The organism is Pseudothermotoga sp. (genome assembly GCF_031962025.1).
In the GTDB taxonomy this organism is placed as follows: domain Bacteria; phylum Thermotogota; class Thermotogae; order Thermotogales; family DSM-5069; genus Pseudothermotoga_B.
This window is the reverse complement of the sequence record NZ_JAVRKW010000001.1, coordinates 94,962-113,434: the sequence shown is the minus strand read 5'-3', so window position 1 is coordinate 113,434 and position 18,473 is coordinate 94,962. Positions and strand designations below refer to the sequence as shown.

At 41.0% G+C, this 18,473-nt stretch carries 19 protein-coding genes, 1 tRNA gene and 1 other RNA gene; 10 read left to right on the top strand and 11 right to left on the bottom strand.

The genetic code is table 11. From position 1 onward, the window contains the following. Positions 1-133 precede the first annotated feature (133 nt). The 5 genes from AC4E92_RS00665 to ssrA all read left to right on the top strand — a co-directional run bounded on the left by AC4E92_RS00665 (position 134) and on the right by ssrA (position 3,916). Complete coding sequence (locus AC4E92_RS00665; RefSeq protein ID WP_490238652.1) at positions 134-997, top strand: DegV family protein; 864 nt, start codon at positions 134-136, stop codon at positions 995-997. Further along, positions 994-1,800: a type 1 periplasmic-binding domain-containing protein gene (locus AC4E92_RS00660; RefSeq protein ID WP_490238651.1), complete on the top strand. Its 807-nt coding sequence runs from the start codon at positions 994-996 to the stop codon at positions 1,798-1,800. Before AC4E92_RS00665 ends, AC4E92_RS00660 begins: the two co-directional genes overlap by 4 nt. Then, on the top strand, positions 1,778-1,996 hold the full coding sequence (locus AC4E92_RS00655; protein ID WP_490238650.1) for a hypothetical protein: 219 nt from the start codon (positions 1,778-1,780) through the stop codon (positions 1,994-1,996). Before AC4E92_RS00660 ends, AC4E92_RS00655 begins: the two co-directional genes overlap by 23 nt. After that, entirely contained in the window at positions 1,993-3,513 is a 1,521-nt protein-coding gene (locus tag AC4E92_RS00650; protein ID WP_490238649.1) for an HD-GYP domain-containing protein, read from the top strand. The genes AC4E92_RS00655 and AC4E92_RS00650 overlap by 4 nt, the downstream gene beginning before the upstream one ends. A gap of 49 nt (positions 3,514-3,562) precedes the next feature. After that, positions 3,563-3,916, top strand: a transfer-messenger RNA (tmRNA) gene (gene ssrA / locus AC4E92_RS00645). A 3-nt stretch (positions 3,917-3,919) separates the two neighbouring features. Here the strand turns inward: ssrA and AC4E92_RS00640 are convergent. From AC4E92_RS00640 to AC4E92_RS00600, 9 genes are all read right to left on the bottom strand, one after another. Next, the gene (locus AC4E92_RS00640) at positions 3,920-5,119 is read right to left on the bottom strand and encodes an ABC transporter permease (RefSeq protein ID WP_490238876.1); all 1,200 of its coding nucleotides are present in this window, start codon (positions 5,117-5,119) and stop codon (positions 3,920-3,922) included. Next, positions 5,112-5,813, bottom strand: coding sequence for an ABC transporter ATP-binding protein (locus AC4E92_RS00635; protein ID WP_490238648.1), 702 nt, complete (start codon positions 5,811-5,813; stop codon positions 5,112-5,114). Before AC4E92_RS00635 ends, AC4E92_RS00640 begins: the two co-directional genes overlap by 8 nt. A gap of 16 nt (positions 5,814-5,829) precedes the next feature. Further along, positions 5,830-6,888, bottom strand: a complete 1,059-nt coding sequence (locus AC4E92_RS00630) for an efflux RND transporter periplasmic adaptor subunit (RefSeq protein ID WP_490238647.1) — start codon at positions 6,886-6,888, stop codon at positions 5,830-5,832. Between the two features lies 1 nt (position 6,889). Next, on the bottom strand, positions 6,890-8,191 hold the full coding sequence (locus AC4E92_RS00625) for a TolC family protein (protein ID WP_490238646.1): 1,302 nt from the start codon (positions 8,189-8,191) through the stop codon (positions 6,890-6,892). 6 nt (positions 8,192-8,197) lie between these two features. After that, positions 8,198-9,205, bottom strand: coding sequence for a TolC family protein (locus AC4E92_RS00620; protein WP_490238645.1), 1,008 nt, complete (start codon positions 9,203-9,205; stop codon positions 8,198-8,200). Between the two features lie 92 nt (positions 9,206-9,297). Further along, positions 9,298-11,070 carry a DUF2207 family protein gene (locus tag AC4E92_RS00615; protein ID WP_490238644.1) on the bottom strand — a complete coding sequence of 591 codons (1,773 nt, stop codon included), beginning with the start codon at positions 11,068-11,070 and terminating at the stop codon, positions 9,298-9,300. A gap of 37 nt (positions 11,071-11,107) precedes the next feature. Further along, positions 11,108-11,911 (bottom strand): DUF4097 family beta strand repeat-containing protein, encoded by an 804-nt coding sequence (locus tag AC4E92_RS00610; RefSeq protein ID WP_490238643.1) that lies wholly within the window; start codon positions 11,909-11,911, stop codon positions 11,108-11,110. A 12-nt stretch (positions 11,912-11,923) separates the two neighbouring features. Then, complete coding sequence (locus AC4E92_RS00605; protein WP_490238642.1) at positions 11,924-12,148, bottom strand: hypothetical protein; 225 nt, start codon at positions 12,146-12,148, stop codon at positions 11,924-11,926. Further along, positions 12,145-12,519 carry a DUF2089 domain-containing protein gene (locus AC4E92_RS00600; RefSeq protein WP_490238641.1) on the bottom strand — a complete coding sequence of 125 codons (375 nt, stop codon included), beginning with the start codon at positions 12,517-12,519 and terminating at the stop codon, positions 12,145-12,147. Before AC4E92_RS00600 ends, AC4E92_RS00605 begins: the two co-directional genes overlap by 4 nt. Positions 12,520-12,663: 144 nt before the next feature. Here AC4E92_RS00600 and pyrH point away from each other — a divergent pair, with 144 nt between their 5' ends. The 4 genes from pyrH to AC4E92_RS00580 all read left to right on the top strand — a co-directional run bounded on the left by pyrH (position 12,664) and on the right by AC4E92_RS00580 (position 16,193). After that, a complete protein-coding gene (gene pyrH, locus AC4E92_RS00595; RefSeq protein WP_490238640.1) occupies positions 12,664-13,365 on the top strand; it encodes a UMP kinase in 702 nt (233 codons plus the stop codon). 12 nt (positions 13,366-13,377) lie between these two features. Then, complete coding sequence (gene eno, locus AC4E92_RS00590) at positions 13,378-14,661, top strand: phosphopyruvate hydratase (RefSeq protein ID WP_490238639.1); 1,284 nt, start codon at positions 13,378-13,380, stop codon at positions 14,659-14,661. 76 nt (positions 14,662-14,737) lie between these two features. Beyond that, complete coding sequence (locus AC4E92_RS00585; RefSeq protein WP_490238638.1) at positions 14,738-15,682, top strand: cation diffusion facilitator family transporter; 945 nt, start codon at positions 14,738-14,740, stop codon at positions 15,680-15,682. Then, positions 15,657-16,193: a GNAT family N-acetyltransferase gene (locus AC4E92_RS00580; protein WP_490238637.1), complete on the top strand. Its 537-nt coding sequence runs from the start codon at positions 15,657-15,659 to the stop codon at positions 16,191-16,193. The genes AC4E92_RS00585 and AC4E92_RS00580 overlap by 26 nt, the downstream gene beginning before the upstream one ends. On the opposite strand, the gene AC4E92_RS00575 is transcribed toward AC4E92_RS00580, so the two are convergent. Together AC4E92_RS00575 and AC4E92_RS00570 are read right to left on the bottom strand one after the other, a co-directional pair. Beyond that, complete coding sequence (locus AC4E92_RS00575; protein ID WP_490238636.1) at positions 16,168-16,983, bottom strand: metal ABC transporter substrate-binding protein; 816 nt, start codon at positions 16,981-16,983, stop codon at positions 16,168-16,170. The two genes, AC4E92_RS00580 and AC4E92_RS00575, sit on opposite strands and share 26 nt — an antisense overlap. Positions 16,984-17,007: 24 nt before the next feature. Further along, positions 17,008-17,084 (bottom strand) — tRNA-Ala (locus AC4E92_RS00570). A gap of 611 nt (positions 17,085-17,695) precedes the next feature. On the opposite strand from AC4E92_RS00570, the gene AC4E92_RS00565 reads away from it, so the two are divergent. Then, positions 17,696-18,460, top strand: coding sequence for an IclR family transcriptional regulator (locus AC4E92_RS00565; protein WP_490238635.1), 765 nt, complete (start codon positions 17,696-17,698; stop codon positions 18,458-18,460). Positions 18,461-18,473 lie beyond the last annotated feature (13 nt).

Here is an 18,473-nt window from a genome sequence, read left to right as displayed (position 1 = left end):
GGCTTGTCGAAGTCTGTCGAAGAGCGATCTGAAAAAATTGTCAAACTGACAGAAATCGTTGATGATCTGCTAAAATCTATTAATGAACTTCAGACACACATTGAAAAATTCAAGACGTGAAGGAGGTGTTTTGATGAGCAAACTGAAAATAGTTTTAGACAGCACATCGGACGTTTCTGAGGAATGGGTAGACAAATACGATCTGTCAGTTATACCGCTTCACATTACCTGGCCCGATGGTACTCAGGAAGACGATGTAAGAGATATAGAAAAGATAAGAGATTTCTACAATAGAATCTCCAAGGCTTCAGCTTTACCCAAGAGCTCTCAACCTTCGGTTGGTGAATTTGTTTCGTTATATGAGAAACTGCAAAAAGAGGGATACGAAGAAATCCTGGCCATCTGTATATCAACAAAATTGTCTGGTACTTATGACTCGGCGCTTGCGGCATCGAAAGAGGTCAGGATTCCCGTCTATGTGATTGACAGCAGACTTGCGTCCGCAGCGATGCCACTGCTTGCACGGCGTGCGAGGGAACTTGAGGCAAAAGGACTGAGCACAAAACAGATTTACGAAACACTCATAAAAGATGTTGAGCAGACTAAATACAAAGCGATCTTTTACGTGTCGAATTTCGATTTTCTGGTAAAAGGTGGAAGGGTTTCAAGGATGCAGGGGTTCTTCGGCTCTTTACTCAACATACACGTCGGTGTGTGGATTGATCCTGAGGGAAGACTCGTTCCTTTTGAGAAAGCAAGAGGCACCAAAAGAGCTCAGGAAATGCTGATTAAGAAAAGCCTGAGTTTAGTACCAGAGGGTTCGAAGATCAGAGTGATCATGGTCGATGCCGATGAAAGAGAAAGTACAAAAATCATGCTCGAAATGTTGAAAAAACACTATAATGTTCTGGATGCATCTTTCACAGAGATGGGAAAGGTCATTACAACACATGTGGGACCAGGGACCGCCGGTTTTGGTCTGGAGGTTGTTGAGTGAGACAGTTCATCTTAATCATAGTGTTGATCGCAATCGCAGGGCTTTTGGTTTTGGTTCTGTACTCAAAACAACCAAACCCAAAGATTACAATCTTTGAAGATGGTCAGACCAATTTTCGCAGCGGCATTGAAAGATACATCAGGGAAAATAACCTGAAAGTAGAACTCATAACAATTAGAGTAGACCAGCAAATCGATGAAATTGAAAAAAGTATGCGAAAATATTCCAACTGCTACGCCGTAGGTCCAAGGATCAGCACTGAAGCTATGGCTCTATTGCCATATCTTGATAAGTACCAGATCTTTGCAATAGCACCCTTAGTAACTTCTCCACAGGTCGTTGGAAAGAGCAGGTACTTTATGACTCTGAGCGTTACAGATGACATACAGGCAAAAGGATTAGTTGACCAACTGAACAGCGATTCGAGAAAAAACACCATCGTGATACTGGACAAAAACAACATCGTTTACAGTGAAAATCTTTTTAAAATAATGGTTCAGTATTCATCGACGCCCCTACATTGTTTGTACATAGATTCTGTGGATGAAATGCTGGATTTTGATTTTTCAAATTACGACTCTATAGTACTGGTTTTAGATGGAAGAGTAGCTGGTCTGGTGGCTCAATTGGCTATGAACAAAGGATTCAAAGGGATTATTTATGGTTCTGATTATGCTTACACAGATGCTCTGCTTTCAACAGGTGGTCTGGCGGTTGAGGGAATGATGATATACAATATACAGCCTTTTCGACTTTTCCCAGATGATGAAATCGGGTTTTATGGATCTTCAACAGGCAGGTAGTTATGATACTCTTATGGTTATATGGTCTTTGATCAAATCAAAGATAAAGACAAATGAAGCGTACAATTATCTTCAAAATAAGACATTCAATGGGGCAACAGGGAGTTTTACGGTTAAACCAGATTTATCCGTTTCAAGATCAACGAATTTCGTGACGGTAAAAAATGGACAATTTGTTGAAGAGGTGAAGAAATGAAGCTTGCGGTTGTAGCTCGCAGGTTGTCAAGATATGGGCTTTTTTTGATTCTAATTCTGGTTTTTGTTTTTGTAGTTGGTTTTGTGATAATTTCCGGAAACGTTCACAGGTACTACTCTCAAACTTATTTGCAGGCTGAAAAACGTTTGTTGGAGAACATAATCAATAATGTACTCAAGGGAAAGCAGCAGGTTGATATTCTGACAAGAACCCTGAGCCCTGATCTTGTAGATTTACAAACCGGTGTTGATCTCTCACGTGTACTGACTTACAAAAAATTACCCTGGCTTGTACCAGACTCCAAAGGCTTATTTCTTTCTGGAAACAGCGCCAAACTTCTACTCGAAAGCCACAATGGTTTGTTGTTCATCGAGATACCGCAGAGTTTCTTTAGCAGCTTTCTGACAAGTGAACTTGCAAGCGTGCTTTTAGTTACAGAACAGGGTGAAATCGTTCTGTCAACCCAGATGGAAATGGCAGGTGTTAACGTTGGTATCAAAAATAGATTTGTCAGATTGAACGGTCTTTCTGGATATCTATATCTGGAAGATCTTCCCATTATAAACGCAAAGGCAGCCGTTTTTATACCTTTTAAAAGTTATCTTGTTGTTTTGACACCATATATGATCATTTCACTGGTAGCGCTGATGGGTACGATTATATGGATGATCTTCTTTTCAAGGTTCGAAACCAAACTCATAGGTGCTACTGCTATGGTAGTGGACAACATAAATAAAAGCGCCGTAGAAATCCAGAAAAACAAAGAAGTGAATTACGTGCCCGTGAAAACCCGTATTGATGATTTGAACGAATTACAGGAATCTATCGCAAAACTTCTTGAGATACAGAAGGCTTCACAGGTTGAAATGCACGCAATGATGAACAGCCTGCAGGACACAGTCAATGAACTTGAAGAAATGCAAAGAACCCTTCAAGAAAGAAACACCCAGATAATATCCACTCTCGCTGAAGCTATTGAAATAAAAGATGCGAGCACATTTGGTCACTCCGGCAGAGTGGTCAGCCTCGCACTTGATTTGGCAAAAGAGCTGGGTATAACAGATCCCGCAGATCTGGAAGCAATAAAGTTTGGTGCCCTGCTGCATGATGTGGGGAAAATAGGGATACCTGAACACATACTGAACAAACCCGGCAGGCTCACCTTCGATGAGTTTGAAATAATGAAAAAACATCCGATATACGGTGAAAAGATCGTCAAGAACATATCTGGATGGGATTTAGTAGCAGATATCGTAAGACACCATCATGAGAATATAGATGGCTCAGGTTATCCAGATGGACTGACTGGCGACCAGATAAGTATACGAGCTCAAATAGTCTCTATGGTTGATGTTTTCACGGCATTAATTGAAGAAAGACCGTACAGACCTGCTCTAAGCCTTGACGAAGCACTGAGGATTATAGAAAAAGAAATGCTTGGAACAAAATTCCATCCGGATCTTTACAAGGCATTTTTGAATGTTGTGAAAAGAAGGCTTTCAGAACTTGGATTTTGATTTTTTTGAACTTGCACGACGGCATTTTTCGTGTTAATATTTATAAACAGGGGGCGAACGGTTTCGACGGGTTTGGGATCCCCCAGGAAGCGAGTCGAGGTCTCCACCTCCTCGTAAATAAGGTGGAATAAAAAAGAAGTGCCAACAACGAACTTGCACTTGCTGCTTAATAGATAAGCAGCCGTTCCTGCCGAGTTTGACTGGTGCTCGGACAGGGGCGTGATATAACCAGTCTATCCCCAAAGAATCTGCCTTCCGTTCTTTGGTGGGAAACCAAGGAAGGCTATAGTTCACAAGACCTGCCTGTGGGTATTGTGAACTGAATTGAAAACACAGGCTGCACTCGGAGACGCCTGGGGGTACTCATTCTCGGACGGGGGTTCGATTCCCCCCGCCTCCACCAGGATCATTCATACCTCAGCGCTTCGACAGGATTGAGTTTTGATGCTTTCATTGCCGGAAAGACTCCAAAGAACACGCCAACAGCTACCGAAACAGAAACGGCTATCAGTATCACAACAGGTGTGACAGCAGTTTGAATGGAACCTATAAGAGCTATTGCTCTGGAAAGAAGTATACCCACACCGACTCCGATGATTCCAGCAACCAGCGTCAGAATGATCGATTCAAGCAAAAACTGCGTGAGGATATGTGTTCTATTTGCACCAACTGCTTTTCTAACACCAATCTCCCTGGTTCTCTCTGCCACTGTGACAAGCATTATGTTCATTATTCCTATTCCACCAACTAACAGAGAAATTCCCGCAATACTGCCGAGCATGAAACTCAAAAGCGCCATCGTTTGATTGATTGTTTGTAACATCGCTTCCTGGCTGATTATCCTGTATTTCTCTGAATCCTGGAATCGCGAGTACAGAACAGAGTCAATCTGGGAAACAGCCTCAGCCGCAACCTCTTCTGATTGAGCCTGAGCAATTATAGAAGAAACATAACTTCTCTTAAAAAGACGATTTTCTGCCGAAGAGAATGGAACTAAGATTGATCTATCTGGGTTCAAGAAAAGTAACGTTCCACTTTTTTCAAGAACGCCGATTATCTTATAATTCTGTCGGATCGATTGACTTGATATTTTTATAGTCTTTCCGACTGCGTCGCCATCAGGGAAAAGCGTATCGGCTATCTCTTTACCAATCACTGCTACCCGTCTTCTGCCGTTTTCATCTTCCTGAGTGAAATACTCGCCCTCCTGCAGGTTTAAATTCATCATGTTGAAGATCTGCGGATAGACTGCCAGAATAGTGGAAAAGGTGTTCTGTCGTTCATATTGGACAATGAAATTACCCTGCTGAACAGGTGTAACGTACAAAACTGACGTACAAAACTGCTGGATTTTTTGAGCGTCGTCTTTTGTCAGCAGATCAGAAAGACTTGTTGATACGCGACCTCCCCTACCTCCAGTGAACCCCGGTGAAATCATGATCAGATTTGAACCGATGGCTGAGAGATTTTGCTTTATACTCCGACTGGTTCCTTCCGCCACGGAAACAACTGCTATTACGGCTGCAACACCTATGATTATGCCTATCATCGACAAGGCAGTCCTGAGCTTGTTTGCCGCAATGGATCTGAACGCTTCTTTAAGCATTTCCAACACTTGTTCTCACCTCTTGGGATACTATCTTTCCATCTCTCATGTGGATCACACGCTCGCCGTTTTCAGCCACTTCAGGATCGTGCGTTACGACGATTATGGTTAGACCATCTGAATGCAGATCTGAGAAGATTTTGAGTATTTCAGCCCCACTTTTACTGTCCAGATTCCCCGTTGGTTCATCGGCAAGAATAATCTGTGGTTTATTTGCAAGTGCTCTTGCTATTGCAACTCTTTGCATCTGCCCACCAGAAAGCTGTGTTGGCTTGTGCTCCATTCTTTCAGAAAGTCCGACCATTGCCAAAAGTTCCTTTGCTCTTTTTCGCCTGATTGCTCTTGGTACACCTGCGTAAATCATTGGAAGTTCTACATTTTCAAGTGCCGTCAAACGTGGTAAAAGGTTGAACTGTTGAAAGACAAAACCAATCATTTTGTTTCTCACCTTGGCAAGATCTCTATCACTGAGCTGTGAAACTTTCTGACCTGCTAAATAGATTTCACCGGAATCTGGTTTGTCAAGACATCCCATCAAGTGCATCAGCGTGGTCTTGCCACTTCCAGACGGACCCATGATCACCAGATATTCTCCGTTAAAAACACTCAATGTTACACCATCCACAGCTTTGACTATGTTATCTCCCATTTTATATGTTTTTCGGATATTCTCAACATTTATTATGACATCCATCTTTGCACCCGCTTTCCTATCGTCTAGGGATTGGTGCCGATCCACCCATTGGAATTACTATTCGCTGAGTATTGTTAGAAGAAGATGATGTTCTGTTTATGATAATCACTTCCCCTTCTTTCAAGCCGTCTAAGATCTCATATCCACTTGAGAATCTTTCTCCTACGGTAACCTGCCTTTTTTCAGTTTTGTCTGCGTTTTTCACCGTGACATAAGCCTTACCTGATTCATAAGTAATTGCACCGACTGGAACAACTATCACATTTGTCTTGCTCAAAACGGTTATTTCAGCCTCACAGCAAAGACCAGGTATTATTTTGTTCATCAATTCTTCCATTCTATTTGCACCAGCTCCCACAGATTTTGGAAAGATCAAGCTCAGTTTTATCGGAATTGTGACTATTCCACCTGAATTTTGTGCTTCACTTCCAACATATGTCACCTTTGCGGGAAATTTCACTCCTTCAAATGCTTCAAAGGTTAAAAAAGCTGTTTGACCAACTTTTACCTTTGAATAATCCATTTCTTCAACGGCAGCAGATACATACAGATTTTCAACATTCACGACTCTTGCCACTACATCGACAGCTGTTCCCTTTGAGACATAGTCGTTGACTTCAACATTCAATGCCGTCACTATACCACTCACTGGAGAGGTGATTTTACATCTATCAAGATCTCTTTTTGCGATTTCAAGCTCAAGTTGGCGCTGCTCAATGAGCAGTTTCGAGCCTGAATTTTTCGCCAGTTCATAATTTTGAAGTGCCTTTAAATAAGAAAGTCTATAGTCAGAATCATCCAGCTCTATCAACAAATCCCCAGCCTTTACCGTGTCACCTTCTTTGACGTATATCTTTTTGACAACTCCGCTCACCAGTGCCTGCACTTGGGCAGAACTCTCGGCTTTGATTGTTCCAGAAACAGTCACAGTATCAACCAAATTAGTCCTTTTTACTGTATACTCTGTTGAAGAAGTGGTGGCTGAAGATTGCTGCACATTTCTATTACAGGACCAGAGAAACAAAAATAAGATCGAAACAGATATCAGTATGTAGGTCGCAATGTTCTTTCTCATCTCAGTTACCTCCCGCGATTTGAACAAGATCAACACCAAGCGTCTGGAGTAAATTGATCTTAGCGATCAACAGATTGTAATTTGCCTTGAAAAGCTCTGTTTCAGCATCATTCAGATCTAATTTTGCACTCTCAAGATCACTTTCTGATACGAAAGAAGAAGCATTCAGGGTATTTTCATACTCCATCTTTTTCAGTTGTAAATTGAGTTCGGCTACTTTTTTCGATGATTCAGCAATTCTTATCGAAAGAAAAGCTTTTCGCACGGCTTTTCTCAAGTTATCTATTTTTTCATCGAGTATGCGTTGCTCCAGTGAATATGAATCCTTGGCAGAATTGTATGCGTAATTTTTCTCTCCGCGGTCGAGTATGTTGTAGCCAAATCCAAAGCCGAGTGAGAAAGAATATCCGCTTTCCGAGTTCTTATCCTGTTTGACTGTGAATGAAAAAGTTGGATTTGGCAGCCATTCCTGATAAGCCCTTTCGTTTTTACGTTTTGCAATTTCAACTGCCATCAACTGGGCTTTCAAATCAAGCCGGTTCATAACGAGTTTCTCTGCTTGTTGCTCATCTGGCAGGCTGGCTGTAATCCTCTCAAGGCAGGCGATCATCGTATTAAGCGTATCAGTGGAATACCCCGTAAGAGCTCCTGTGAGATTCTGACTGATTTGATCAAGCTGATTTGTCATCTGGTAGATATTGCTCTGAACCTGCAGTATATCTTCTTTTGATGCAGTGCCAGCCTCGTACGCCTTTTGTAAAGAATTAAACTGATCTTCCAGAATCTTTATCTTCTGTTTTGTGATATCCAGTTTTCTTGTGTAATAATGATAATTGAAAACGTCATTTGCAAGATCCACAAAAACCTTGTTTCGTGCATCAGTCAAATCCCAGGCTGCAGAAGTGTATTCTTGCTGGTTCTGTAAGTCTGTAATATCCCATTTGGAGAAAAGTTCCCTTGAAATTCTCAAAGCCCAGCCGCTGTCGTCCCATTTTTCGCCTTCACTCGAGTAGGTCCAGCTATTTGAAATGGCAAAATCAAACCCCGCGATGTTCTGAAAAACGATGGAAATCGGAATAGACACTGTGTAATTCTCAAAATCTGTTGTAACAGACAATTTATCAGTACCCACATAAGGTATAAAGACATTCCTGGTTTTTGACAAATTGAACTCGGCGTTTTTGTACTTTATAACAGCAGAAAGATAAGAACTGTCTTTTTGAAGTTGCTCCTGCACAAGATCAAAAAAACCTGCGAATGACAAAAGTGGTATCAACAAAAACAAGATCAGAATTTTTTTCATGTTAGATCACCCGCCAAAGATAGAAGAGAGCAGTTGCTGATAATCCAGATTCGCATCAAGGTAGAGCGAACAGAGGTTTTTCAGAAAAGATTTTATGTAGCCGAGCAAGGTTTTTTGAGCTGTGAAGTAGGTGTTTCTGGCTTCAAGCAAATCTTTTTCAGAAGCGACACCCACCTTGTAGTTGTTCTCGGCACTCTCAAGCTGAGATTTTGCCACACTGACAGTCTCTCTCTGAGCCTGAATGGTCTTTTTGAGGTTCTCAGTTGTCAAAAGCAGTGACTGATAAGATTTTTTTGTGCTGTTTTGAGTGTTTTTGAGCTCATTTTGAGCTATTTTCAATACTCTTTCGTACTTGTTCTTTGTGTAAGCTGATGGATTCACAAGGCTATCATAATCCATCTGAGCCACATCGACATCGATCTGCGCAATTTGAATGGCAAGTGATTCTTCAAGCAATTTGTCAATCGAAGGTAGTTTCACATCGATGTTGATTGATGAAGGATCTATAATCTGCACATCTTTGCCTAAGAGAATCAGAAGGTCTTGCTTGGATTGATCCAGGCTCAATTTCGCTTCATCAAGGCTTGCCTGCGATCCAAGTCGAGTTGAGCTCGCACTTTGAAGATCCTGCAATGTCGCGGCTCCTGTTTTGTACAGCTCTTGAGTTTGTTTGAAATCAATCTCAGCTATCTGCAATTTGTTCTGAGCAATTTGAACTTGCAGGGTGTTCTCAAGCACGCCGATGTAAGCGTCAAAAAATTCATTGTAGAAACTCTTCATGGACTGGTTATAGGTCTGCTGGGCTTGAAGCCATGATTTTTGTGCGACAAGCTGCTGTCTTTTGTTTTTTGCTTCGATCATAGCCTTGTCGTAGTCGTTTTTTGCCTGCTCAAAATTCAGTACAGCCTTTAGATAAGTGACACTGTTTTGCTTTGCAAGTTCGATCACATCAACAATACCAGCGAACATGAGAACAACGGTTGAAACCAAAAACAGCACGAATACTTTTCTCACGATACAACCCTCCATTCTGTGTTGATTCAAATGGATTCTAAATCGTATTTGCCATTTAACTTTAAATTTTTAATAATTTTCTAATTTCTAAATCATCCTGCGCCCACCCTGCTGCCGCCAGACCCTCCACCTACTCTACCCCCACTTGAACCAGATCCACCAGAACTTGAAACAGCAGAAACTGCCATACTCCTGAAAGAAGAAAGATCAGCCATTAACATGGGTGAATAATAAACCTTCGAGGCTACGGGAGTTGATGGTGGTTCGGGGTACAGTTTTCTGAGGTTATTTACAACCTGTTTTGCCACACCAAGTGCAGTTGCATAGACTATGTAATCATCCCAGATGGCTATCGACTGGGGAGGATATGTCGACAGCGCGGAAAAGTCCGTTATGAATTTTTCAAAGTTTTTCCATCTCAAATAATACAGTAATCCATCTGAAGTCCAGCGTGAAAAAACTGTTTTTTTCATAAAAAGCACAACTGTTCCTATTACAATAGATGCTCCCATAAGCATCATCGAGTACCTTGAAACTATTTCATAACCTTCAGGAACCTTCGACAACCCAAGGATCACAAATATCGGAATGAGAATACCAAAAACGATGCCAAAAAATTTGGCTAAGGTGTTACCTGTGGTGATCAGATAATTTTTTCCAGCGGCTTGGTGGTACACACTGTCTCTCCATTTATTGATTGCTTTGAGAAATCTCTGCGCGTTGGCCTGATCTTTCAACAGCTTTTTGATGATCTTGAAATCAACAACACCGTCTTTTTCAAACATCCTGAAGGCTTCCAGAAGATCTTGATTTTCCCGATTGACTCTGACTATTTTCAAGCCGATAACTTCTTTTTTCTCATTTTCGAGCAGTTCAACATCGCCTTTTTTCACACAATTGAGTATCGCAGCGGCTATCGCATCATCGTCTGGATGCGAGCAGATCTTTTTGACGATGGCATTGACAACCTCTGGAGGATCGTTATAAGGAATCTCTCTTTCGTAAAGTGAATCGTACTGTATTGATTGCTCTTTACCAAATTTCCTGTATAGAACAACAGGAACAGCTATAACAAGAAACAGGTAGGCTATGCTTCCCGTTACAATCAACAGAGTCTTGATCGAATAAGATCGCTCGATGTCTTTTATCTGTGAAAGATTTATTGATTTCATCATGTATTGAGTACCTGTTCTGAGCAAATTTGGAAAGACAAACCTTCCTTCCACAAAGCAGTTTGCTGGAACGTTTCTGAACTCAGCCTCATAGATGTTCGGACTGATCATACTGCTCTTAACCTGAAGCCCCCACGGGTGATGGTAGACGATTGGTTTTGGGAATTTCTCTGGAAAACTCACACGAACCTTCAGAGATTGTGTTCGAACAGAGGTACCAGTACCTATGTATTTCACAAACAATTGCGTGAAGTCCTGTCCTTCTATGAGCAAATCTTCCAGGTGGTATGAAAATGCCACTTTTATAATCAAACCATCTTTTGGCACTGTGAGGTATTCATTCATGGATCTGCTGAAAATCAGCCTCAGGTTTATGCTGTTTTCGTTTTTCGTATCGTAAAATGGTCCTGTTTGCAACGGTGGCCCCTGAAGAATTTCAAAGTTGAAATTAGATATCCTGGTGGGTCTATCAAAATCTACAGCCCAGCTGACATATCGAAAAGGTTTTTTGAGTTTGTAGGTAACTGTTTCCACAACATCTGCAGAGCCATTTTCATTGACCAGTATCGAATATGTCCTTTCGGGTAGCTCAAAAATGGAAGATGTGAACCTGTCGACAAAGCTAACGATGATACCAAAAGTTGCTAAACCGAAGAAAAAGATCAGCAAAGCCGTTCTTATGAATTTTCCCACAGAGCACACCTCCTGTGTGCTCCAATGATACCACAGCTCAACTCAGTTCATCTAAAATCTGTTTTGCCTGCTCGTAAGTTAACTTACCACTTGCCACAAGGCGCAGAATTTTCTTTTCTATACCATCAGATCTCTCGGTTCTGTTTGTTGACCTGATATCCACATCGCCTGAAGCCGTGCTGACAGTTACTTTCATCCTGCCATCACCAAAAAGGTAATCTCTACCCTCGCGTGTATAGCCAACGTTGGTATTCAATTCACCGCTCGCTGTTCTCATAGTCAATCTCACATTCGGCACACCGACCGTTTCCATGGTCAAATCTCCGCTTGTGGTGCTCACAATCCATTCGCTGTTCTGGCACACCAGATTCTTTATGTTCAGATCTCCACTAACACTGGAAAAAACAAGCCTGGCAATTTTCGGCGAATCCATTGTGATATCCCCAGAAACGGTCTTTATCTGGCAGTCAGAAAATTCCACGCTGTCCATTGAAATGTCTCCTGAGACGGTCTTTACAGATAAAGCTTCACCTTTCATTGAATGTATCGTAACATCCGAGGAAACCCCACTGACCATCAGCTCTTTCAGCTCACAGGGCACCACGAGTTCCATGCTTTCCTGTGAGCTTTGCAGACCAAATATCACAGGACCGAGCAATGAGAAATGCTTATCCTTAGTGCTTATTATCAATGTATCATCTTTATACTCCAAGGAAGGTGGCTGCGATTGGTAAAGAATATAAGTGTCCGCCGACTGAGTGCCGAGTATTTTCACGTCGCTGTCCACGATTTTCACTATAAGCTTTCTGATCTTTGTAAAATCAATTGACTGTCTTTCCACCGTTCTCACCCCTTAAAAGCCCATGAAGATCACAATAACCCATATAACAACCAGTTCACCTGCAAGATACACGATGATGGGCACTATGTTCCCGATGATCAAAAACAGAGCATACAAACCCACAAAAAAAGCATACACGAGCGTAACGGACTTCACTTTCATCTGAAGGAGTTTTGAACCTATGTACATCAACAAAAGTGCTCCTATCACACCGGTTATGGCGAGCGCTATCTTCACTGCTCCCTCAACCTCCTGATTTTCTCGAGTGCCTCCTGTGCCGAAATCTCGCCTTTTTCAAGTTTGTCCAGTAGTTCATCAACCTGTTTCTCTTCCTCAACTTCCTGCGCTTCATAACCAAGTGTCTTGACGATCCCTTCCAGTCTTGATTTTGCAGTTGGGTATGATATTCCAAGCTCCTTTTGCAAATCACTCAAATTGCCTCTTACTTTGATAAAAATCCTCAGAAAATTCAACTGGTCTGGTGTGAGCCTGAAGAATTCTTCAAGTTCAAATTTACCCTTTATCACTGTATTACAGGATGGACAGCTCAGCTCTGTTACAACAAGATTCGATCCACAAATTGGACATTTTGAAATGACTCGAGCCATTGAAATCTCTCCTTTCAATTTTTTCAACTGTACTTGAATATATTTTATATTTCAATTCAATTTTAGTCAAGGTCATATTAAAGTAACAACAAACTTCTTCCTGCTGAGAATATCTCTGATAAAATCTTCTGGGAGGGATCTAAAATGTACAAAAAGGTACTGATAAAACTCAGCGGGGAGGTAATGTGCGGGGAAGGATCAAGGGGATTTGATCAGACCAACATAGATTATCTGGTAAAGCAAATATCTCAAGTTGTGGACTACGGTACGAATGTTGGAATTGTGATAGGCGCCGGGAATATATTCAGGGGTGAAGAGCTGTCAGAGATACCGCATTCACTGGCAGATCAGATAGGTATGCTCGGTACAGTAATAAACGGTCTGTATCTGAAAGGAGCTCTTGAAAAGCATGGCATCAAATGTGTCGTGGTTTCGCAAATATCTTCCTTACCATCGATCAGACCCATTCATTACGATGACATAAATCTCTATTTCGACGCAGGTTACGTTGTTATCTTTGCCGGTGGAACAAGTAATCCATTCTTTACAACAGACACAGCAGCAGCGCTTAGGGCTGTTGAAATGGGAGCATCTGTTTTGATAAAAGCAACGAAGGTTGACGGCGTTTACGACACCGATCCGAAAAAGAACAGTATAGCTCATAGATTTGAAAAAATCTCTTATCAGCAGGCAATAAAACTCGGGTTGAAAGTTATGGATATGGAAGCTTTTTCCATCTGCGGTAGATACAGACTTCCCATAATAGTTTTGAATTTCTTTCAAGATGGAGCTCTGTTAAAAGCTGTCCGTGGAGAAAATATTGGTAGTATCATATTACCTGATTGAGGAGGTGAACGGATGTACAACGAAATAGTTGATATCAAAGCAAGAGAAGTCCTTGATTCACGCGGTAATCCCACTGTTGAGGTCGAGGTTTTTCTTGAAGATGGAACCACATCTTCGGCAATAGTTCCTTCAGGAGCTTCAACCGGAAAATTTGAAGCACTGGAACTGAGAGACAAAGGAAACAGATATCTTGGTAAAGGTGTTCTCAATGCGGTAAAGAACGTCAACGAAACGATCGCGCCAAAAATCATAGGAATGAACGCTTACGATCAGGTTTCTATCGACAAGGTCATGATCGAACTCGATGGAACTGAAAACAAATCCAAGCTCGGTGCAAATGCGATCCTTGGTGTTTCAATGGCTGTGGCGCGCGCGGCAGCAGCAAGCCTTTATTTACCACTTTACAGATACCTGGGCGGTCCCAACGCAAAGGTCCTGCCTGTACCATTCATGAATGTGATCAACGGTGGAAAACATGCCGATAACAGTCTGGATATTCAGGAATTCATGATCGTCCCTGCAGGTGCACCGACCTTTGCCGAGGCACTCAGGTACGGGGCAGAGGTCTTCCACAATTTGAAGAAAATTCTGCACAATATGGGTCATGTAACTTCTGTGGGAGATGAAGGCGGATTTGCACCAAACCTGGCTTCGAATGAAGAAGCCATAAAAGTGCTAATAGAAGCTATCAAAGCGGCTGGCTATACCCCTGGAAAGGATATTTTCATCGCGCTCGACAGTGCCGCATCATCATTCTACAACTCTGATAAAAAGACTTATAGCATTGACAAATCCGAAAAAACCACCGATCAGTTGATTGACTACTACATTTACTTGGTAGAAAAATATCCAATCATCAGTTTAGAAGATCCACTGGACGAGGAAGACTGGGAAGGTTTCGCAAAACTCACATCCAAAATTGGCAAAAAGGTGCAGATCGTTGGAGATGACATATACGTCACCAACATAAAAAGACTCGAAAAAGGCGTACAGATGAAGGCATCAAATTCTATACTGATAAAACTCAATCAAATAGGTACTGTGACAGAGACACTTGACACAATCGAATACGCAAAACAACACGGAATGACCTGTGTCATCTCACACAGATCTGGAGAAACAGAGGACACTTTCATAGCAGATCTTGCGGTCGCAACAAACGCAGGTATGATCAAAACAGGTTCTCTGTCAAGAAGTGAAAGAATTGCCAAATACAACAGACTGCTCAGAATCGAAGAAGAACTCGATTTAGCTTCACAGTACAAAGGACTTGCTGCATTTTACAACCTTTACTGAGTAAGAATAGTGTTATAATCATAATCAATAAAATCAAGGCGCGGTTTAAGCCGCGCCTTATTTGACAGGTGATAGAATGGAAAACAGGAACAAGATCTCTTCAAAAGCTGCTTGGATTGGTGTGTTTGCAAACGCTATTTTAGCGGTAATGAAAATCTTTGTTGGATTGTTTTTCAAAAGTATGTCTGTACTTGCAGATGGAATCGACACATCAACCGATATCTTCACTTCTCTGGTGACACTGGTCTCGAGTAAGATATCAAACCGACCTCCTGATAAGACACATCCCTACGGTCACGAAAGGGTCGAAGCAATAGCGGCAAAGGTCGTTTCCTTTGTCATTTTCTACGCTGGAGCAAATTTGATGATCTCATCGATCAAAAGAATAATAATCGGCAAGCACAATTTGATCGTCGGTGTACTTCCATTGATCGTCTCACTCATCTCTGTAGCAGTGAAAACGTGGCTTTTCATCTACAAATACAGTGTAGGAAAAAGAATAGGAAGTTATGCATTCATTGCAGACGCACTGAACATGAGAAACGATATCCTCATTTCTTCAACGGTTTTTGTCGGTGTTATTCTGAACAAATTTGGTCTTCTGTGGGTAGACGGAATAGTAGCTTTGATCATATCCATAATGATCATAAGAACAGCATTTGAAATCTTCAAAGAGACGAGTTACGAATTAATGGACGGCATGACAAATTTTGATATTTACGATCAAATCTTCAAAGCTGTTAAAAAAGTACAGGGAGCTGTTAATCCTCATAAGGTTAGAGTGAGACAGGTCGGATACAAATACTTTGTCGATATGGACATAGAAGTCAGCGGAGGAATAACAGTTCAGCAGGGTCATGACATTGCAACTGCAGTTAAAAAAGCTATAATTGAACAAAACGATAGAATTGTCGATGTAATGGTCCATGTGGAGCCAATTGGAAATGTGGAGCACGAAGCATACGGATTATCACAGCATCAAATCACAGATGGGGGTGGAAAAGTTGATACTCAAAGGTGAAAAAATCATTCTAAGACCCGTTGAATTATCAGATATCGAACAACTTTTGAACATAAACGATCCAGAAGTCAGACAGAACTTACTGCTGGTTTTTCCATTAAACAGGATAAGAGAAGAAGAGTGGGTGAGAAGTCTTTATTCCAATCAAAAAGATGTGGTCTTTGCTGTGGTACCAACGAACGTAGAAAAATTGGTTGGCACAACTGGATTGCATCAGATCGATTGGGTCAACAGAGCGGCTGAATTTGGCATAGCAATAACAGACAAAAAGTACTGGAATACAGGACTTGGTACAGAAGCGACAAAGTTGACTCTGAAATACGCATTTGAATATCTCAACCTCAACAGAGTATCTTTAAGAGTGTACGAATACAACAAAAGAGCCATACATGTTTATGAAAAATGCGGATTTGTCCACGAAGGAAGATTGAGAAAAGCCAGATATCTGAACGGTCAGTATCACGATGTTTTAGTCATGAGTATACTCAGCGATGAGTATTTTCAGCGTTGACAAGTGTATTGACAATGGAATCAATTAAATCTTCATAGCTGGCACAATCCTGTGCCAGTACGTCTACTTCTACCAGAGATAAATTAAGCTGTTCTGCGACATTTTTAGCTGCCAAAGAATAAATATCCTTTTCGACCACCATGTAGCGAACTTTTTCTTTTTTCAGGATTGAAATTATTTCAGACAATTTCTTTGTTGTGATTCCCTCTTCATGACCAGTTTCAAGAGAAATAACTTGCTTAATACCAAATCGTTTTGCAAAATGTGTTAAAGCGGGATGCTGTTCAAAAATTGATTTGTTTCTGAGCACAGATGTTTTTTCATACCACTCAAAGGTTTTGGCAATGATCGTGTCGGCAAAGTTTTTCCAGTTCTGCTGATATATATCTGAATTCTGCGGTGCAATCTGAGAGAGCCTCTGGTATATAATGTGGGAAAAAATCACCGCATAAATTGGGTCAAGCCACAGATGCCTGTCTTCAGTAGCTATGTGCTCAAAAACATAATCTGAAAAGACCAGGGTTTTTGACCCAAAAAGCTCCTGAACCTTGCCTGCCCAGTCCTCAATTCCAGACAGAACTATCAAATCTGCCTTCTGAAGTAGATTCATATCGCTGATTTTCAATTCGTACAGATGCGGGTTGGTGTTGGACATGATGACCTTGATCTGAACATCCTCTGGACAGATGCTTTGAACTATCAATGCCAATGGTTTTATGGAGACAACTACTATCTGTGCAAGTGTAATGATTGGAATTAAGAACAAACACAAAATGAGCGCCTTTTTCACCTGGATGCCTCCAAAAATGCCTTCTGGTGGAGCCGATGGGACTTGAACCCACGACCTCTACCGTGCCATGGTAGCGCTCTCCCAAGCTGAGCTACGGCCCCAAAAATCAACCAATAACCAAAACTTAAAAAGACCAACTGTTTTGCTCTGGCGCTTATCTTGATACCTATTTTCACAACGCTGAAATCAATTTTATAAACCCTGCTACATTTTTAGTATAGCATCAAGAATGCCATTCAGTTGATTTTGAATGTGTTGCTTTTTATTTAAACCAATGTGTTGTTTTCACCGTGAACTCAAGTGCCAGGCTCATTCAAGACAAACAGTGCCGCATCACACATATTGCTCAAACAACACCAAAAAATCACAGTCTATTTGGTACCTCAGCATGTCCTTGTACCAGCTCAGTTCTAACTACATTGTCAATTACATTGTCAGTGGTGTTTTGGAAAAAACTGAGAACAGAGGTCATATGTTAATGTTTATGTAATGATATTTGAAATTGAAAGAAAAAAAGAGAAACAGGGTTATTTTAAAAGATATTTTAAGAAAAAGAAGAATTTTTATTGAAAACCAGGTACAAAAGCTGTTTTTACTTGTTATTTGTTATATACAAAACTTGACAAAATAAGATGAGCATGACATAAACAAGTTGAGGTTTAGATATAGTTTAATTGATTAAATAATATTGAATCAAAAGATTGGGTGGATTATGAGTAGCGTTCATAAGACTATCCAAATATTAGAGTTGATTTGTTCTGAGAAATCTGGAGTCACAGTTTCGCAGCTGGCTTCATTAACAGGTGAATCGCGACCGAATGTATGTTATTACCTTAAGATGCTTGAGAAAACACGTTACATCTATAAAGATTCCCATAGTGGTAGATACAAAGCATCGTATAGAATAGTAGACCTGGCAAGTAGAGTGCTTAGTAATAATGAACTATATGAGATTGCTTATCCAATACTTCTTAGGTTCAGCGAGGAGGCTCAGTTGACAGTTCATATGGCTGTGAAAGAGGGGGACATGGGTGTATGCATTTTAAAAGTGGGAAGCAGTAAGACAATGCCTTCAATTTCAAGAATAGGCGAGGCTTTCGATTTATATCCAACAGCTTTAGGCAAAGTTATCCTAGCATGGTTACCGGAAGCCGAACTCGATGATTACATTAGACGTATTGACCTTAAACCATATACGCCCTACACAGTAACGGATCCAGAAAAACTCAGAAACCAACTTAAAGAGATTCGGTCTCGAGGATATTCTATTGATCAACACGAACATAGAGTAGGCGTCAGAGGTTTGGGGGTTCCTGTTTTTGATTATACAAACAAGATCGTTGCTGCAATTAGTGTGCTTTTATTACCTTCACACACAGAAGAAGACATACGTGAAATAGCTTTGAAATTGCAAATAGTTGCGGATGAAATTTCTCAAAAACTGGGCTATCGTGCTAAACCCATTTCTGAGTCTTGAGTTTTAACCTCAT

Bases quoted from the DNA above. Each gene is read 5' to 3' on its own strand.
- AC4E92_RS00665 (WP_490238652.1), top strand. From the start codon at position 134: ATGAGCAAACTGAAAATAGTTTTAGACAGCACATCGGACGTTTCTGAG.
- AC4E92_RS00655 (WP_490238650.1), top strand. From the start codon at position 1,778: ATGGATCTTCAACAGGCAGGTAGTTATGATACTCTTATGGTTATATGG.
- AC4E92_RS00650 (WP_490238649.1), top strand. From the start codon at position 1,993: ATGAAGCTTGCGGTTGTAGCTCGCAGGTTGTCAAGATATGGGCTTTTT.
- AC4E92_RS00640 (WP_490238876.1), bottom strand. From the start codon at position 5,119: ATGCTTAAAGAAGCGTTCAGATCCATTGCGGCAAACAAGCTCAGGACT.
- AC4E92_RS00635 (WP_490238648.1), bottom strand. From the start codon at position 5,813: ATGGATGTCATAATAAATGTTGAGAATATCCGAAAAACATATAAAATG.
- AC4E92_RS00630 (WP_490238647.1), bottom strand. From the start codon at position 6,888: ATGAGAAAGAACATTGCGACCTACATACTGATATCTGTTTCGATCTTA.
- AC4E92_RS00625 (WP_490238646.1), bottom strand. From the start codon at position 8,191: ATGAAAAAAATTCTGATCTTGTTTTTGTTGATACCACTTTTGTCATTC.
- AC4E92_RS00600 (WP_490238641.1), bottom strand. From the start codon at position 12,519: ATGGCTCGAGTCATTTCAAAATGTCCAATTTGTGGATCGAATCTTGTT.
- pyrH (WP_490238640.1), top strand. From the start codon at position 12,664: ATGTACAAAAAGGTACTGATAAAACTCAGCGGGGAGGTAATGTGCGGG.
- eno (WP_490238639.1), top strand. From the start codon at position 13,378: ATGTACAACGAAATAGTTGATATCAAAGCAAGAGAAGTCCTTGATTCA.
- AC4E92_RS00585 (WP_490238638.1), top strand. From the start codon at position 14,738: ATGGAAAACAGGAACAAGATCTCTTCAAAAGCTGCTTGGATTGGTGTG.
- AC4E92_RS00565 (WP_490238635.1), top strand. From the start codon at position 17,696: ATGAGTAGCGTTCATAAGACTATCCAAATATTAGAGTTGATTTGTTCT.